The sequence below is a fragment of the Nostoc sp. DSM 114160 genome, from assembly GCF_053470305.1.
Window position 1 is genome coordinate 2,784,995 of sequence record NZ_JBPFGO010000001.1, and the last position, 15,013, is coordinate 2,800,007.

The window sequence follows — 15,013 nt, forward strand, 5'->3', positions numbered from 1 at the left end:
TGTTAATTACTGCCTAATGCCTTATTCGCAGATGGTGTTATGTCACACACAATACGCTTGGGTTAAGGGTTATTGGTGTAGATGATTGGTCTTTCAAGACGCGATAAATCGCGTCTCTACAATCTGGGTTTTGGGCTGATCCGATCGGACACGATATTATTTTATTTGCTGTTGCTCCCATCGCTAGTTTTATTACTTTGTTGCGACGCAAGCAGTTTGTTTGACGAGCGATGGCTGCGCCAACACCTCCAGTGAACGCACTGCTTGCGACAATGTATTTATAACCTTTTGACATTAAAAAGCTACAGACTACATTACTGTGAATTTGAAACAAATATTTTAGCTGTATAGCTTGGTAAGTCAGTAACTAAACCATCCTCTTTAGATTTCACTTCTTGATTGCTAACCCAATCTCGCCAATACTCAGCAGTTGGGAAGTCTGAAATTTTATATTGATTTAGATTTTGGTCGGAGAAATTTGCCACGACAATGACATGAGAATTATGCTCATCCCAACGGGTGTAAGCCAGCACTTTATTATCTGCATTTTCAAAGAAAAACTTAATATTATCACTTTGCAAAGCTGGATTTTGTCGGCGTAGAGCAATCAACTTTTGATAATACTCAAATAAATCATGATTCTGAGCGTTTGACAATAAAGACCAATTAATCTTTTGCGGTTTGGTCACATCTTCGCTTTTTTGCTGATATTCGCCAAACTCTTCTCCCATCCACAGCATCGGTATACCCATCGCTGTCATTAACACAGCAGCAGCTAACTTAGCTCGTTCAAATGCGGCGGCGTCAAAGATGCCGCAATTGCCTAATTCTCGTAATACACGTTCGCGATCGTGGGTTGCCAAATAATTAATTACATTGGTAGCGATCGCATAACCTTGCTGTTTGGGATCTAAAATCTGCTTGAGTTGTTCTAATTCAAATGATTTCCCACAAATATATGGAATTATAAAGTAGCGAAAACTTTCATGCCAACAAGCATCTAATGGGCCATCTGGCTTGACTACAGTGTTTGTATCGGGAATGTGTTCAGCAATGTTGTAAAACTCTTTAGGTGCAGCATAATTTTTCGCTTCCTTAGTCAGCCAGTTGAAAAATTCAAAGTTAGCCAATTGCCGCACTGCATCAAAGCGAATTCCATCAATGTGATATTCCTGAATCCAAAATTTTACCACATCGCCGATGTATTCCCATGCAGGTTTAATATTTAAGTTTTTGTCGTAATTATCATAGTTAAACTCTGGTCCCCAATAATTATTTGGGTCTTCAGGATAATGTTTGTGTTCGTAGTACCAGTAATTTCGGTCAATTAGTATTAAAGGGCATTCTTCATCTGTATGGTTATAAATTCCATCCATAAAAACGCGAATGCCTCTACCATGACACTCGTCAATCAACCGCTTTAAATCTTCTGTTGAACCGTAACTAGATTCTGTAGCAAAGAAGTGGCGAATTTTATAGCCCCAGTTATAATCACCAGGGTACTCATTAACTGGCATTAATTCAATTGCATTAATTCCCAATTCGCAAAGATAATCTAACTTAGCAATTATCCCTAAATATTTGCCTCGCTCGTTAGAATCAACTTCATCACCAGTAAAATCGGCAACGTGCATTTCATATATAACTAATTCTCGGTTATCAGGCAACGGCGTTTCATCATTTTGCCAAAGGTAATTATCAACAATGCGTTGCCCATCTTGAATGCGTACTATGCCGTATTTTTCTGTTTCATTAACATCTGTCGCTTTGGGGTCAATGATATCTATCCATTCATCAAGTGCAAAATTTGGGCTTTTGGTTTGAATGCGAAATTTATATTGATAAACACCGTCTTCCAATTGTATTTTCGTGCGAAAATAACCATCTTCATCTTTTGACATGGGAATTTCTTTCCAATCTGAAAAAGACCCAATTAAAGCTGCTCCTTTGTTGCGAGGAGCAAATAATGAAAATTCAGTTAAATTTGCCATTTTCACACTTTTAAATTTTAGCTAATTACAGTAACTAAAATTATTGTGTAATATAAAATAATCAGCAGCTTCTTTCTTAAGTATTATCAATATTTTCCTAATCTGCTGAACTTCAGACAGATATTGCGATCGCTATGATTTTAGGGGTGCAATAGCTATCTAAATTATAACTAATTATGCGGACATGATATGATAGTTTTGCTCAATTATCTCTGAGGTTTGTTTCTCAAATCTAATTCCATACCTTCTGGAATTAAATGTCTATTTCAAGACAGTAAACGCAGTGACTATTTCCTGGCATCACATTACTCTTTATACTAGCTGATTTTAAAATATCTATCCTTAAAAGATGGATAGTGGGTAGTAGGGAGCAGGGGAGCATACTTCGACTCATTTCGGCTACGCGGTAGTTGAGCGCAGTCGAAACTCAATGACCAACGCTCAGTAACCGGGGGAGCAGAGGAGGATAGATAATTAATGACCAATACAACTCTTAGAGAGGCTGCACTTCGACTACGCTCAGTGACCACGCCAACGACTACGCGGTAGTTGAATCTCGACTTCGCTCGATTACCGCGCAGTCGAAACTCAGTACAAGTGACCAATGACCAATGACCAATGACAAATACTTCGACTCCCTTCGACTACGCTCAGGACAAGTCGCTCAGTACAAGTGACAAATGACTATTTACCAATATCTTCATTCCAAAGTTCGGGGTTAGTTTCAATAAACTCACTCATCATTTGTTCGCATTCGTCAAGATTAAGATCGATAACGTCCACACCGTGAAATACCATAAATTCTTTAGCACCAGGAAAAGTTCTAGATTCTCCAGCGATGACTTTTTTAATGCCAAATTGTACCACTGCCCCAGCGCATAGGTAACACGGCATTAAAGTTGAATAGAGTGTTGTCCCTCTATAACTGCCAACTCTCCCAGCATTGCGGAGACAATCGATTTCGGCGTGGGTAACAGGATCGCCGTCTTGCACGCGTTTATTGTGTCCTCTGCCGAGAATTTTGCCATCCTTGACAAGAACCGAACCAATAGGAATTCCCCCTTCTTGTCTGCCTTGTTTTGCTTCTTGAATTGCAGCTTTCATAAACTCATCCATATAATTCTCCTTTTATGACAAAACAACTAGTATTAATGGATCACGATGGCGGTGTAGATGATTATTTAGCAACTATGCTGCTGTTGACGATGGATCGTATTGAACTCCTTGGTGTTGTTGTCACTCCAGCAGATTGCTACGTTCAACCGGCTGTTAGCGCCACACGTAAAATTATAGATTTGATGGGATTTTCTCATATCCCGGTAGCAAAAAGCACTGTGCGCGGGATCAATCCATTTCCTACTCTCTATCGCCGTGATTCGTTTATCGTTGACCATCTCCCCATTCTCAATCAAAGGGAAACCATTACTACGCCATTGGTTGCTCAAACAGGTCAAGATTTCATGATACAGGTGTTACGCGGCGCATCAAGTCCCGTAACGTTGATGGTCACTGGGCCGTTGACAACGGTAGCAGTGGCTTTAGACAAAGCACCAGACATTGAAGCCAAGATTCACAAAATTGTGTGGATGGGGGGTGCGTTAAATGTTGGTGGGAATGTGGAAAAAAGTCTGGAACCTGGACAAGATGGTTCTGCCGAATGGAATGTTTATTGGGATGCGGTTTCAGCAGCGCGGGTATGGCAAACCAAAATTGAAATTATTATGTGTCCTTTGGATTTAACTAACAATGTCCCAGTCACATCGGAGCTAGTATACAAAATGGGACGACAACGCCACTATCCCATCTCTGATTTAGCCGGACAATGTTATGCACTAGTTATTCCTCAAGATTATTATTTTTGGGATGTGTTGGCAACGGCTTATCTAGGACATCCAGAATTTTATCAATTGCGCGAATGGGAAACAGAAATTATCACCACTGGTATTAGTCAAGGGCGGACTAAAGTAGTTCCTGGTGGTCGGAAAATCTATGCAATGGATAAGGTAGATAAAGAGGCTTTTTATGATTATATTTTGCGGCAATGGGCAAGATAAAAAACTGAAAATAATCGCCTACCAACAACGAGCTTTTAATAGTGCACTTCAAGTGAATTGTTCGATTACTGTCTGCTATTTAGGTGTCGCTATCAAGTAAAGAAGTTTGTCATTAAAATGGAGATTCTGCAATTCAGGAGGTGGGGGAACAGGCGGTGGCCCTTCTATGATTACAGGAATAATTTCCGGGGAACGCAATCCATCAGAACCTTGTCTCTCAAGAGCATACAAGACTTCTTTAAGTACCCACGGTGATTCTTTCGCAGCAGTAGACCAAAATAGTAGAAACAAATCGCACTCATCAATGTTGCGATAAAGTTCTTGCTCCCAGCGATCGCCAGGTTCTAAATTAAGGATATCTTGAAAAACTGTAATACCACTTACAGCTAGTCCCTGCACCCTTTTAAGAACTTCTATCCGATCTTTAGAAGAGTAAGAGACGAATGCTTTTCTATAATGTCGAGCAACTTCTCCTACTAGATGAGGGTCTTTGGATGTAGAAGATGCAGAAGCAATAATCGATAACTTGAATTTTAGATGACCAAGGGGAATTGTATTTTGACTTACAGTAACAGTTCCAATGACTGTTTTCTGAGTGATATCAGCAGGAACCGTGACCCCAAATTGAATAGAATCTGCTCTACCATTCCAACTCAACTTTTGAATTGGCTCATCTACTTCTAGTTTTGGAATGGACAGGTTAAAAGTGAGTTCACTTCCGCGTTGAATAGGTAATCCTAAACTTCTTGCTCCTAACTGTTTAGCATCAGGATCAAATTGTTGAGCATTCTGTTTGGCAAATTCAACTTGTTCAGGAAGATGAACAAATACTTGGACGAGGAACATATCGTTTGGAGTTACAGAAGAAGGACTGAACACACTGCAATCCACCAAATCTTTCGTTATATCAGCAGGTTGTGGAGATCGTTCTTGAATAGTTGGGGTTTTTTGTAGTTGCGCTTTTAACTGCTTAATAACTTCTTCTTCATCCTTGATATCGCTACTATCCCAACCCAACTCATTTACTGGAACATTACTATTTGCTCCTACCTTTAACTCAATGGGTTTACTATCCAAATCGTCACCCAAAAATTTCAAGGCTTTACGAATATTTTCTAAGTTGATATTAGCCGATAACAGCTTCTTCCAAAAACTTGTAGAGCCTTGAGTCTCTACCAAGTCTGTCAGGCTTTTAGGTCTAGCTTGTTGGCTTGTAGGTCTAGGTTGGTATAGTAACACGTCTGGTGGTGCATCAGATGTCGCGGGTTTTGGAGTGTATTCAGATAAATCCTGTAAAACAGATATTTTAATATACTTCTTACGGATAAACCATGTATCTTTCCCATTGATAGAGTTTTTCAAGATAATTCTGTAATATTCTTCCTCCTCAACATAAGAAATAACCTCTAATGTACTTTTGACTTGAATGAGAAGTTTTTCATCTTCAGCTAGTTCCGCTAACTCACTTGGACGAACTTTCAGGAAAGTATCAGCAGTTACTGTAAAGATAAACATAATAATTACTTTTAGATGATTATTAATAATTTAGCAAGTTTAAACCTAATAAGAGAGCCGCAATAGTTCCGGCAACAGAAATTTCACCTTGGGCAATTTTATCTAAAACTGATTCTACAGGAATAAGTACAACTTCAATCTCTTCTGTAATATCTAGTTGCTGCTCTCCGTCTTTGCTCACATTTTCTGCTAAAAATAAATGTATTTGATTGGTATCTTTGCTCGGCTTATCGTATAAAGTTCCAATTTTTTTAAATTCTTGGGGAATATAACCAGTCTCTTCTCTCAGTTCTCTAATCGCCGCTACCTCTGCACTCTCTTTTGTGGGATCGAAATTACCTGCTGGCAGTTCCAAGAAAAATTCACCGACTGCGTGTCTATATTGCCGGACAAAAATAATTTCTCTATGACTAGTGATAGGTAAAATCATTGCAACGTCAGGCTTAATACTGACAAAATAATCATCTATAATTTTACCATTTGGTAATTCTATTTCATCTTGCCTTACCTGACACCAAAGATTATCTAAAACCATTTTTGATTTTAAAATCTTCCATTTTTTTAAGTTGTTCATAAACTAAGTAACAAATAAAATGTATGTATAAAAAGTTTGCAATGAATGTAAAAAAGTATAACAGATGTATCCGATAATTTAAATTTTGAACTTACACTGGCTTTTGCAATAACATAATATGCAGAATAAGTATGCAAATAAATGTAAATTTATTTACAGTAAACAAGAGATTTCCCTTGACCATTAGTCGGGGTACAACGGCACAAACAACGAATGTGTGGGTGAAGATTTTATATGATGATATCGTAGGCTGGGGGGAAGCATCGCCGTTTGGTGTGGGTAATCATCGGCAATCAACTGATGCAATCAAAGATACTCTAGAGCAAGTTGTGCCTCTGTTACAAGCATTCAGTCCCTTACAACGTCAGGAAATTGAGCAAGTTTTAACACAAAACCAAATTCCTTCTGCTGCAAGAGCTGCCTTGGATATGGCAATGCATGACTGGTTGGGTAAGCGCGTAGGTTTACCTTTGTGGCAACTTTGGGGACTCGATCGCAATCAAATAGTCCCGACTTCAGTCACAATTGGGATTAATTCAGCTGAAGGCGCTAGGGCGAGAGCGCGAGACTGGTTACAATTTACAGATGTCCGTCTTTTTAAGGTGAAGCTAGGTAGCCCAGATGGCATAGATGCAGATCAAAAAATGCTCTTAGCAGTACGAGAAGAAGCGCCAGAACTAAAGTTTTTTGTTGACGCCAACGGGGGTTGGAGTTTAGAAGATGCGATCGCCATGTGCAATTGGCTGGCTGATTTAGGTATAAAGTATGTAGAACAGCCATTGCCACGGGGAGAAGAAAAAAGTTTAGCCAAACTCAAACAACACTCTCCTTTACCTATCTTTGTCGATGAAAGTTGTTTCACCAGCGCTGATATTCCCAATTTGGCAAATTACGTGGATGGCATTAATATCAAACTAATGAAATCAGGGGGGCTAACAGAGGCAATGCGAATGGTACATACAGCACGAGCATATCGCTTGCAAGTAATGTTCGGTTGCTATTCTGACAGTTCGCTAGCTAATACAGCAGCATTACAGCTAGCACCACTAGCTGATTATTTAGATTTAGACAGTCACCTGAACTTAATTGATGACCCTTTTACAGGTGCATTACTAAAACAAGGAAAAGTTTTGCCAAACGATTTACCAGGTTTGGGAGTACAACACAGTGCGTCTACCATTTAATCAACGAGTAGCTATCTTGCTACATGAAGGGACTATTGGGACTCACGGCAAAACAGGGCTAGCAATTTTACGTTACAGTGAAGCCCCAATTGTAGCCGTAATCGATCGCGAGTGTGCTGGTAAATCCCTACCAGAATTAACAGGTATCAAGCGTGATGTGCCGATTGTGGCATCGGTAGCCGCAGCCCTAGAGTACAAACCGGAAGTTTTAGTAATTGGTATTGCTCCAGGAGGTGGTGCTGTACCAGATGATTACTGGCTAGAAATCAAAGACGCTTTAGAAGCGGGCATGTCTTTGGTGAATGGTTTACATACATCAATGGCAAGTATGCCAGAATTAAATGCACTGCTCAAACCAGGGCAACTAATTTGGGATGTCCGCAAAGAACCATCTAATATCAGCGTTGCTAGTGGAATGGCACGTACCCTTCCGTGCCGACGGGTGTTGACAGTGGGAACCGACATGGCGATTGGTAAAATGTCAACTAGCCTAGAGTTACATTGGGCGTCAAAATTGCGGGGCTGGCGTTCTAAATTCCTCGCCACAGGGCAAACTGGGATGATGTTAGAAGGAGACGGTGTGCCTTTAGATGCCGTGCGGGTAGACTTTGCCGCCGGTGCTGTGGAACAGATTGTTATGCGCTATGGCAAAAACTACGACATCTTGCACATTGAAGGACAAGGTTCGCTGCTACACCCTGGTTCAACAGCAACTCTACCCCTAATCCGTGGTTCGCAACCAACCCAACTGCTGTTAGTACATCGGGCGGGACAAGTCCATGTCCGCAATCATCCCCATGTCATCATTCCACCTTTACCAGAGGTGATTCGGCTGTATGAAGCTGTTGCTAATGCTGGTGGTGCTTTTGGAAGTGTATCTGTAGCGGGTATAGCATTGAACACAGCCCATTTAGATGAATCTGCGGCTCAGGAAAGCATCGCTCAAACAATAGCAGAAACGGGGCTACCTTGCACTGATGTAGTCCGCTTTGATGCGAATGTGCTTTTAGATGCGGTGATGAATAATTAACGTGAGTCTCCAACGGAGGCGCACCTGCGGGAAGGGCGAAAGAAACAAGTCAAATCCTCTTCCCCTCTGCCTTCTGCCTCCTGCCTCCTGCCTTTTTTCTTAGGAGTTCGACGAGTGCTATTTTGACCTCTCCCCCAGTCGGGTAAAACTAAAGCTAAAACCTTAGTAAATCAGGTTTGGGGGGAGGTTTTGAGAATTTATGCAATAAATATATTAAATTCGGGCGGTCGTTTGTTGAATTCGGGCGGTCGTTTGTTGAATTCGGGCGATCGTTTGTTGAATTCGGGCGATCGTTTGTTGAATTCGGGCGGTCGTTTGTTGAATTCGGGCGATCGTTTGTTGAATTCGGGCGGTCGTTTGTTGAATTCGGGCGGTCGTTTGTTGAATTCGGGCGATCGTTTGTTGAATTCGGGCGATCGTTTGTTGAATTCGGGCGGTCGTTTGTTGAATTCGGGCGGTCGTTTGTTGAATTCGGGCGATCGTTTGTTGAATTCAAGCAATGGTTAGGGTGGGGTAAAACCCAGATTATTGAACAACTTCAGACTTGTGTGTACACCGTAGCGCCTTTTAGGAGAGGGAGGCTGTCCGGGAGAGGTCTGTGGAACTCACGTAATAATTAGGTGCTGTGGAATGCTTTAACCCTAACCAGTTTTGAATTTTAAATAGATATATTTCGCACACCAGATTACTTCTGGTTTGACCCAGAAACGTTAGAATTTTCAGGGTTCCATTTGCTGGATGGTAAATATCAACCGCTAGAACAAAATCCCCAAGGCTGGTTATGGAGTCAACAGCTAGGTTTATATTTAGGGGTTGTTCAAGAAAAATTACGCTTTTACACTCGTGAAGGAGAACTGATTCCCACACCGGAAGAAGTGGCACAACACCAGAAACAACGTAGCGATCGCTTGGCAGCAAAACTGCGAGAATTAAATATAGATCCAGATACAATTTAACTTCCACGCTGTTTTGCTTGTGTCTGTTGCCCCAAATACTATGGATCTTCAGGCAATACCCATTTTGGCGGTTCCGTCATTTTTTTCCGCAGACGTTCTTGTGCCAACTCCAGCATTTTCTCTAAGGGAGTCTCTTCAATAAATTTTGCGGCTGACTCTTTAAACTCGGTATTGGGGCATTTATCCCCTAAAACACACCCATTAACACAGGCTACAGCGCAGTCAATCTTTTGCTCCACAGTACATTCCTCTCTCTAAAAGTTATAAGTTATAAGTTGTGAGTTATGATTTTCATCTCTAACTCTTCACTGATAACTCTTTACTATCAGGCATGACCTACAGGTAAATTTTACCTTGCCAGTTGGTATCTCATTAGTCTAAATACTCACTATTTAGAAAGTTAGGAGTTAGGAGTTAGGAGTTATGAGTTATGAGTTATGAGTTATGAGTTATGAGTTATGAGTTATGAGTTATGAGTTATGAGTTAGGAGTTATGAGTTATGAGTTATGATTTTTACTCCTAACTCCTCACTCCTCACTCCTCACTTTTATAAAGGGCGCTCATGTCAGAACTGTTTGCTACTACTGGAACTATAGCCGCGATCGCCACTGCTGTTGTCCCCCAACAGGGTAGTGTTGGGATTGTGCGGGTGTCCGGTTCTCAAGCAATGGCAATCGCCCAAAGTCTCTTTCATACACCAGGGCGACAAGTTTGGGAAAGTCACCGGATTCTCTACGGTTACATTCGCCATCCCCAGACGCAACAAATAGTGGATGAAGCTTTGTTGTTGATGATGAAAACACCCCGTTCTTACACTCGTGAAGATGTAGTGGAATTCCATTGCCACGGGGGAATTATCGCAGTGCAACAGGTATTACAACTGTGTTTGGAAAATGGCGCTAGACTAGCGCAACCGGGAGAATTTACTCTCCGCGCCTTTTTGAATGGACGATTAGATTTAACTCAAGCCGAAGGTATTGCTGATTTAGTCGGAGCTAAATCGCCCCAAGCGGCTCAAAGTGCTTTAGCTGGTTTACAAGGAAAATTAGCTCATCCGATTCGGCAGTTACGCGCTAACTGTTTAGATATCTTGGCAGAAATTGAAGCTCGGATTGATTTTGAGGAAGACTTACCTCCGTTGGATGATAAAGGGATTATATCAGAAATTGATAAAATTGCCGCAGAAATAACTAGGTTATTACAAACCAAAGATCGAGGTGAGTTGCTACGCACTGGTTTAAAAGTGGCAATTGTCGGGCGTCCGAATGTGGGTAAGTCGAGTTTATTGAACGCTTGGAGCCGGAGCGATCGCGCCATTGTGACTGATTTACCTGGCACAACCCGCGATGTTGTCGAATCTCAGTTAGTTGTTGGGGGAATTCCCGTACAAGTGCTAGATACAGCGGGGATTCGGGAAACAACAGACCAAGTAGAAAAAATTGGCGTCGAGCGATCGCGCCGTGCTGCAAATGCAGCTGATTTAGTCTTGCTGACCATCGATGCTTCCGCAGGTTGGACAGCAGGTGATGAAGAAATTTATCAAAAGGTACAACACCGTCCGTTGATTATAGTGATTAATAAAATCGATTTAGTAGAAGAAAGCGATAGAAAAATTTTTCAATCCAAAATCCCAAATCCAAAATCTAAAATTGTCACAGCCGCAGCCCAAAATCAAGGAATCGATGCTTTAGAAACAGCAATTTTAGAGATAGTCCAATCGGAAAAAGTGCAAGCTGCTGATATGGATTTAGCCATAAACCAAAGACAGGCAGCAGCCTTAACTCAAGCTAAAATATCTTTAGAACAAGTGCAAGCAACAATTACCCAGCAGTTACCTCTTGATTTTTGGACAATTGACTTACGAGGTGCGATTCAAGCTTTAGGAGAAATTACTGGAGAAGAAGTAACAGAATCAGTTTTAGAGAGAATTTTTAGCAGATTTTGTATTGGTAAATAATCTAGACAAATATCAATAAAAAAATAAAAAATCGTAATATTTATGTTGAATTGTTAATTGTTATAATATAATGCTTGATACAATCCCAGTTCGAGTTCTTGGTTGTCTTAGACCAGGCATAATCACGGTTATAGCCTTTCCCGGTGCAGGAATGTTAGATGGTGGGTTACTACTGGAGTTACCAACTGAAATAATTCCAGTAGAGCTACGAATGCCAAATAATGAATTTATAGTAGTTCGCAATAAACAAAGTGGAGAGTTTACACAGGTGTTGCCAAAAGATTTATCCAAATAACATTATGTCTTTTATCAATAAGATTAATTCTGTAAACGGATTAATTTTAAAACCCAATCCAGGTAAGAGCCTATTTATAAAGTAAATATTAAGGTAGGGGAGCCAGTGCGGTGGACGGGTTTCCCGGCATAAAGCAACTGGCGCTGTGTTGCGGCTGTGCAAGAATTTGAGAGTTTAAAAGAGTAAGAATCAGCCGCAGGGCACCAAGAAACATGGTGCGTTAAGCGTTGCTATAACGCACCCTACAATTTAAGGTTTACTTTTATTTAATATTTATTGATAAATAAATGGATATCTCAATTCGTCAAGCAAGTATACAAGATACAGCGATCGTTTCGGATGTGTTATTAGAAGCAGCTTTGTGGCTCCAGCAGAGTGGTAGGACTCTGTGGCATGAGAATGAGGTTTCGCGAGAAAGTATCTCTAAAGATGTTGCTAACGGCTTATTTTTTATTGCTGACTGGGCGGGTGAACCAGCTGGTACAATCAAGTTTCAACTAGAAGATTTACTGTTCTGGTCTGACATTTCTCAGGAAGAGTCAGCATTTGTACATCGTCTTGCAGTTCGACGGCATTACTCTGGCGGTAAAGTCTCTTTAGCACTTCTAGCTTGGGCTGTTGAACAAGCACAAAAACTTGGTAAACATTATTTACGTTTAGATTGCGACGCTTCACGCCCACGCCTTAGAGCAGTATATGAAAGTTTTGGTTTCCGTCATCACAGTGACAAACAAGTTGGTGCTTATTTTGTCTCTCGCTACGAATATCAAATACCTCCAATGTATAAAATGCGTAAGTCCTAAAAACAATAGACTTCTTGGCATTTGTGGGGAAAAGGGTAAGCGGTAAAGGGGAAAGGGCTAATAAAAACCCTTTTCCCTTTAACCTTTTCCCTTTCCCCCAAGAGTGCAAAATTTACTTTTGCAAGAGGTCTAATGTCTGATGAGCTAGCCGGTGCTTCATTCTAAAATCAAAGTAAACCTCTTGTCTAATACCATTTCACGAAATGTCTGATACAAATAATTAATCTCTAATTCTTTCCCCCTGCTCCCTGCTCCCCTGCTGCCTATTTGTATCAATCTTAAAGTGAAACGGTATAAGTGGTAGAAAAAAGGCTACATAAGGATTATGACCGTAACTACCTATAAATGGACAATTAAACGTTATCACCAAGCAATAGAGGCAGGTATTTTTGACGACCAGCCCATTGAACTATTGCGCGGCGACCTCATTGTTATGCCCCCAGAACGAGAATCTCACGCCTACTACAACACAGAAGTAGCTGATTATCTTCGCACACTGCTCGGTGAACGGGTAAAAATCCGCGATGCAAAACCCGTTACCTTACCCAACAATTCAGAACCTGCTCCCGATGTTGCGATTGTCAAACCTTTAGGTGAGGTTTATTTAGAACACCATCCTTACCCAGAAGATATCTTCTGGGTTATTGAATTCTCCAAAGCCACCCTGAGCAGAGATTTAGGTGACAAAAAAGACATCTACGCTGAGGCTGGTATTGTTGAATATTGGGTTGTTAACCTGAAGACTCCGCAGTTAAAAGTATTTCGTGACCTAGAAGATGGGGAATACAAAACCGAACTGACACTAACTACAGGTACTATTTCACCCCTAGCCTTTCCTGATGTATCCGTCCGAGTTGAGCGCCTTATAAGTAAGACCTAGTACAGCGTATTAGACTTCTTGGCATTTGTCGGGAAAAGGGGAAGGTGGGGTCCCAAGAAAGGGATAAGGGGCGAGGGGAAGGGGAAAAAGGTACTGCAAAAGTCCCTTTTCCCTTTAACCTTTACCCTTTTCCCCAAGAGTGCAAAAAGCACTTTTGCAAGAGGTCTATTATGGAAAGGGCGTAGGAGTTATAAGTTATGAATTATAAATCGATCGCTCATAACTCATAACTTATAACTCATAACTCATTTTCTGTTGCGATCGCTCTTGGCATATTACCAGCAGTTGCCAGTTGCACTGTAAAGGTAGAACCTTCAGATAATTTACTTTTTACAGAAATAGATCCACCACAGCGCAGCAGCAATTGCTGTACTATCGTTAACCCTAACCCAGCACCACCATAATCTTCGGTTGCTCCTGTACGCACCCGGTAAAAGCGATCGAAGATTTTGGGAATTTCGTTTTCCGCAATACCGATACCTGTGTCCCGGAATTCTAATTGGACATAATCGCCTTGATTACGGGCACGCACCCATACTTGACCTCCATTAGGAGTAAACTTAAGACTGTTGTGCAACAGATTAATTACAATTTGTCTTAGCTTACCAGTCATACACCAAACAGATGGGAGTTCAGTCGGTACGGTGTAGGCTAGCATAATTCCTTTTTCTTGGGCTACAGGTTGGTAGGTACTGACTACTCCAGGTACTATATCTGAGAGACGCACCAACTCCAAAGTCGTCCCCTCCAAATTTTGTTCTAGCTGCACCAGTTCCAAAAAACCAGTAATCAGGGAGTTTTGCCGATCGCATTGGGTATTTAACATCTGTAAATAACGTTGCCGTTGTGGAGGTTTAAGATTAGGAGAATTTAATAATGAAAGTGCTGTTTTCATGTGCGTCAAAGGTATACGCAGTTCTTGACAGACATTTTTCAGGTATTCATCTTTGAGTTGCTCTTTGTTGTGCAGTTCTTGATTTTGTTGCTCCAACTTATTAGTGCGTACTGTGATGATTTGACGATTAATTTCATCTTGTCGGAGGAGTTGTTTTGCCAACAGTTGATTCATTAGTATAGGTTGGGGCACGGTTGGACAAATAAAATCAGCAGGTATTGAAGATGATTCTGGTGCGATCGCTTGTTGGATACTATTTAATACTTGCTGAATTACTCTCCCCTCAACAGTAGTTATAATCAGCAACGGCTGGTTTTTATTAGTATTTACCTTCCCCGATGTCTTATTTTTACGTTTTTTAAGTGGTCGATGAGCCAAAATTAAACTGCAAAACTGTGGCGATAACACCATCAGAAAGTTTTCCCGTCGCATTTGGCTATCTGGTGGTAGGTGAACGGGAATGTGATAGGGGGACAAGGAGGATGAGGGGGACAAGGGGGACAAGGAGGTATTTACTTTTTCCTCTCCCTTGTCTCCCCCTGCTTCCCCTGCTTCCCCTGCTTGCTTTTTCCTACCCTCGTCAATCTGGCAACTATAAATCAGACTAGACGCACCTACCGAGGATTGATAACGCGCTAATTCTGATTGCCAAATTTTATCTGGTGGTAGCTTCACCCAGAGAGTGGCTGCAATTTGCTGCTCAATGAGTAAGTCAATTTGCGCTCTCACCAGTGATAGCAGAGTAGCAGGACTGAGGGACAATGGTTTAGGAGGCGTTTGCACTCCCATAACCAGTTGATAAACAGACAGATCCTTAACCAGAGAAACATTCATGAGTTAAGCACAACTTGGATGAAGCAAGAAATAATTCTGTCTTC

At 41.2% G+C, this 15,013-nt stretch carries 15 protein-coding genes and 1 pseudogene; 9 read left to right on the forward strand and 7 right to left on the reverse strand.

Annotated features, from left to right (window positions below):
• Nucleotides 1-37: 37 nt before the first annotated feature.
• The 3 genes from NSTCB13_RS12385 to NSTCB13_RS12395 all read right to left on the reverse strand — a co-directional run bounded on the left by NSTCB13_RS12385 (nucleotide 38) and on the right by NSTCB13_RS12395 (nucleotide 3,107).
• Nucleotides 38-295 carry a hypothetical protein gene (locus tag NSTCB13_RS12385; protein WP_448272540.1) on the reverse strand — a complete coding sequence of 86 codons (258 nt, stop codon included), beginning with the start codon at nucleotides 293-295 and terminating at the stop codon, nucleotides 38-40.
• A 19-nt stretch (nucleotides 296-314) separates the two neighbouring features.
• A complete protein-coding gene (locus NSTCB13_RS12390) occupies nucleotides 315-1,991 on the reverse strand; it encodes an alpha-amylase family glycosyl hydrolase (RefSeq protein ID WP_448272541.1) in 1,677 nt (558 codons plus the stop codon).
• Nucleotides 1,992-2,675: 684 nt separating this feature from the next.
• Nucleotides 2,676-3,107: a nucleoside deaminase gene (locus NSTCB13_RS12395; protein WP_448272542.1), complete on the reverse strand. Its 432-nt coding sequence runs from the start codon at nucleotides 3,105-3,107 to the stop codon at nucleotides 2,676-2,678.
• Nucleotides 3,108-3,121: 14 nt separating this feature from the next.
• Between NSTCB13_RS12395 and NSTCB13_RS12400 the strand changes: the two genes are divergently transcribed.
• Nucleotides 3,122-4,045, forward strand: coding sequence for a nucleoside hydrolase (locus tag NSTCB13_RS12400; protein WP_448272543.1), 924 nt, complete (start codon nucleotides 3,122-3,124; stop codon nucleotides 4,043-4,045).
• Between the two features lie 75 nt (nucleotides 4,046-4,120).
• On the opposite strand, the gene NSTCB13_RS12405 is transcribed toward NSTCB13_RS12400, so the two are convergent.
• Together NSTCB13_RS12405 and NSTCB13_RS12410 are read right to left on the reverse strand one after the other, a co-directional pair.
• On the reverse strand, nucleotides 4,121-5,560 hold the full coding sequence (locus tag NSTCB13_RS12405; protein ID WP_448265043.1) for a toll/interleukin-1 receptor domain-containing protein: 1,440 nt from the start codon (nucleotides 5,558-5,560) through the stop codon (nucleotides 4,121-4,123).
• A gap of 22 nt (nucleotides 5,561-5,582) precedes the next feature.
• Complete coding sequence (locus NSTCB13_RS12410; protein WP_448272544.1) at nucleotides 5,583-6,134, reverse strand: NUDIX hydrolase; 552 nt, start codon at nucleotides 6,132-6,134, stop codon at nucleotides 5,583-5,585.
• Nucleotides 6,135-6,265: 131 nt separating this feature from the next.
• On the opposite strand from NSTCB13_RS12410, the gene NSTCB13_RS12415 reads away from it, so the two are divergent.
• The 4 genes and pseudogenes from NSTCB13_RS12415 to NSTCB13_RS12430 form a co-directional block, all read left to right on the forward strand.
• Complete coding sequence (locus NSTCB13_RS12415; RefSeq protein ID WP_448272545.1) at nucleotides 6,266-7,318, forward strand: dipeptide epimerase; 1,053 nt, start codon at nucleotides 6,266-6,268, stop codon at nucleotides 7,316-7,318.
• Complete coding sequence (locus NSTCB13_RS12420; RefSeq protein WP_448272546.1) at nucleotides 7,302-8,348, forward strand: DUF1611 domain-containing protein; 1,047 nt, start codon at nucleotides 7,302-7,304, stop codon at nucleotides 8,346-8,348. Before NSTCB13_RS12415 ends, NSTCB13_RS12420 begins: the two co-directional genes overlap by 17 nt.
• Nucleotides 8,349-8,537: 189 nt before the next feature.
• Entirely contained in the window at nucleotides 8,538-8,855 is a 318-nt protein-coding gene (locus tag NSTCB13_RS12425) for a hypothetical protein (protein WP_448272547.1), read from the forward strand.
• Between the two features lie 158 nt (nucleotides 8,856-9,013).
• Nucleotides 9,014-9,304, forward strand: a pseudogene (locus tag NSTCB13_RS12430) (Uma2 family endonuclease); the annotation flags it as partial.
• 38 nt (nucleotides 9,305-9,342) lie between these two features.
• Here the strand turns inward: NSTCB13_RS12430 and NSTCB13_RS12435 are convergent.
• Complete coding sequence (locus NSTCB13_RS12435; RefSeq protein WP_448272548.1) at nucleotides 9,343-9,543, reverse strand: hypothetical protein; 201 nt, start codon at nucleotides 9,541-9,543, stop codon at nucleotides 9,343-9,345.
• Nucleotides 9,544-9,867: 324 nt separating this feature from the next.
• Between NSTCB13_RS12435 and mnmE the strand changes: the two genes are divergently transcribed.
• From mnmE to NSTCB13_RS12455, 4 genes are all read left to right on the forward strand, one after another.
• On the forward strand, nucleotides 9,868-11,262 hold the full coding sequence (mnmE, locus tag NSTCB13_RS12440) for a tRNA uridine-5-carboxymethylaminomethyl(34) synthesis GTPase MnmE (RefSeq protein ID WP_448272549.1): 1,395 nt from the start codon (nucleotides 9,868-9,870) through the stop codon (nucleotides 11,260-11,262).
• 70 nt (nucleotides 11,263-11,332) lie between these two features.
• Nucleotides 11,333-11,557, forward strand: coding sequence for a hypothetical protein (locus NSTCB13_RS12445; RefSeq protein WP_448272550.1), 225 nt, complete (start codon nucleotides 11,333-11,335; stop codon nucleotides 11,555-11,557).
• Nucleotides 11,558-11,844: 287 nt separating this feature from the next.
• Complete coding sequence (locus NSTCB13_RS12450) at nucleotides 11,845-12,360, forward strand: GNAT family N-acetyltransferase (protein ID WP_448272551.1); 516 nt, start codon at nucleotides 11,845-11,847, stop codon at nucleotides 12,358-12,360.
• Between the two features lie 325 nt (nucleotides 12,361-12,685).
• The gene (locus NSTCB13_RS12455; RefSeq protein WP_448272552.1) at nucleotides 12,686-13,240 is read left to right on the forward strand and encodes a Uma2 family endonuclease; all 555 of its coding nucleotides are present in this window, start codon (nucleotides 12,686-12,688) and stop codon (nucleotides 13,238-13,240) included.
• 238 nt (nucleotides 13,241-13,478) lie between these two features.
• On the opposite strand, the gene NSTCB13_RS12460 is transcribed toward NSTCB13_RS12455, so the two are convergent.
• Nucleotides 13,479-14,969: a DICT sensory domain-containing protein gene (locus NSTCB13_RS12460; protein WP_448272553.1), complete on the reverse strand. Its 1,491-nt coding sequence runs from the start codon at nucleotides 14,967-14,969 to the stop codon at nucleotides 13,479-13,481.
• Between the last annotated feature and the right edge of the window lie 44 nt (nucleotides 14,970-15,013).

Excerpts from the sequence above, each read along its gene's own strand:
- NSTCB13_RS12405 (WP_448265043.1), bottom strand. The coding sequence starts at position 5,560 with ATGTTTATCTTTACAGTAACTGCTGATACTTTCCTGAAAGTTCGTCCA.
- NSTCB13_RS12385 (WP_448272540.1), bottom strand. The coding sequence starts at position 295 with ATGTCAAAAGGTTATAAATACATTGTCGCAAGCAGTGCGTTCACTGGA.
- NSTCB13_RS12390 (WP_448272541.1), bottom strand. The coding sequence starts at position 1,991 with ATGGCAAATTTAACTGAATTTTCATTATTTGCTCCTCGCAACAAAGGA.
- NSTCB13_RS12415 (WP_448272545.1), top strand. The coding sequence starts at position 6,266 with ATGCAAATAAATGTAAATTTATTTACAGTAAACAAGAGATTTCCCTTG.
- NSTCB13_RS12410 (WP_448272544.1), bottom strand. The coding sequence starts at position 6,134 with ATGAACAACTTAAAAAAATGGAAGATTTTAAAATCAAAAATGGTTTTA.
- NSTCB13_RS12445 (WP_448272550.1), top strand. The coding sequence starts at position 11,333 with ATGCTTGATACAATCCCAGTTCGAGTTCTTGGTTGTCTTAGACCAGGC.
- NSTCB13_RS12395 (WP_448272542.1), bottom strand. The coding sequence starts at position 3,107 with ATGGATGAGTTTATGAAAGCTGCAATTCAAGAAGCAAAACAAGGCAGA.
- NSTCB13_RS12455 (WP_448272552.1), top strand. The coding sequence starts at position 12,686 with ATGACCGTAACTACCTATAAATGGACAATTAAACGTTATCACCAAGCA.
- NSTCB13_RS12460 (WP_448272553.1), bottom strand. The coding sequence starts at position 14,969 with ATGAATGTTTCTCTGGTTAAGGATCTGTCTGTTTATCAACTGGTTATG.
- mnmE (WP_448272549.1), top strand. The coding sequence starts at position 9,868 with ATGTCAGAACTGTTTGCTACTACTGGAACTATAGCCGCGATCGCCACT.
- NSTCB13_RS12400 (WP_448272543.1), top strand. The coding sequence starts at position 3,122 with ATGACAAAACAACTAGTATTAATGGATCACGATGGCGGTGTAGATGAT.
- NSTCB13_RS12450 (WP_448272551.1), top strand. The coding sequence starts at position 11,845 with ATGGATATCTCAATTCGTCAAGCAAGTATACAAGATACAGCGATCGTT.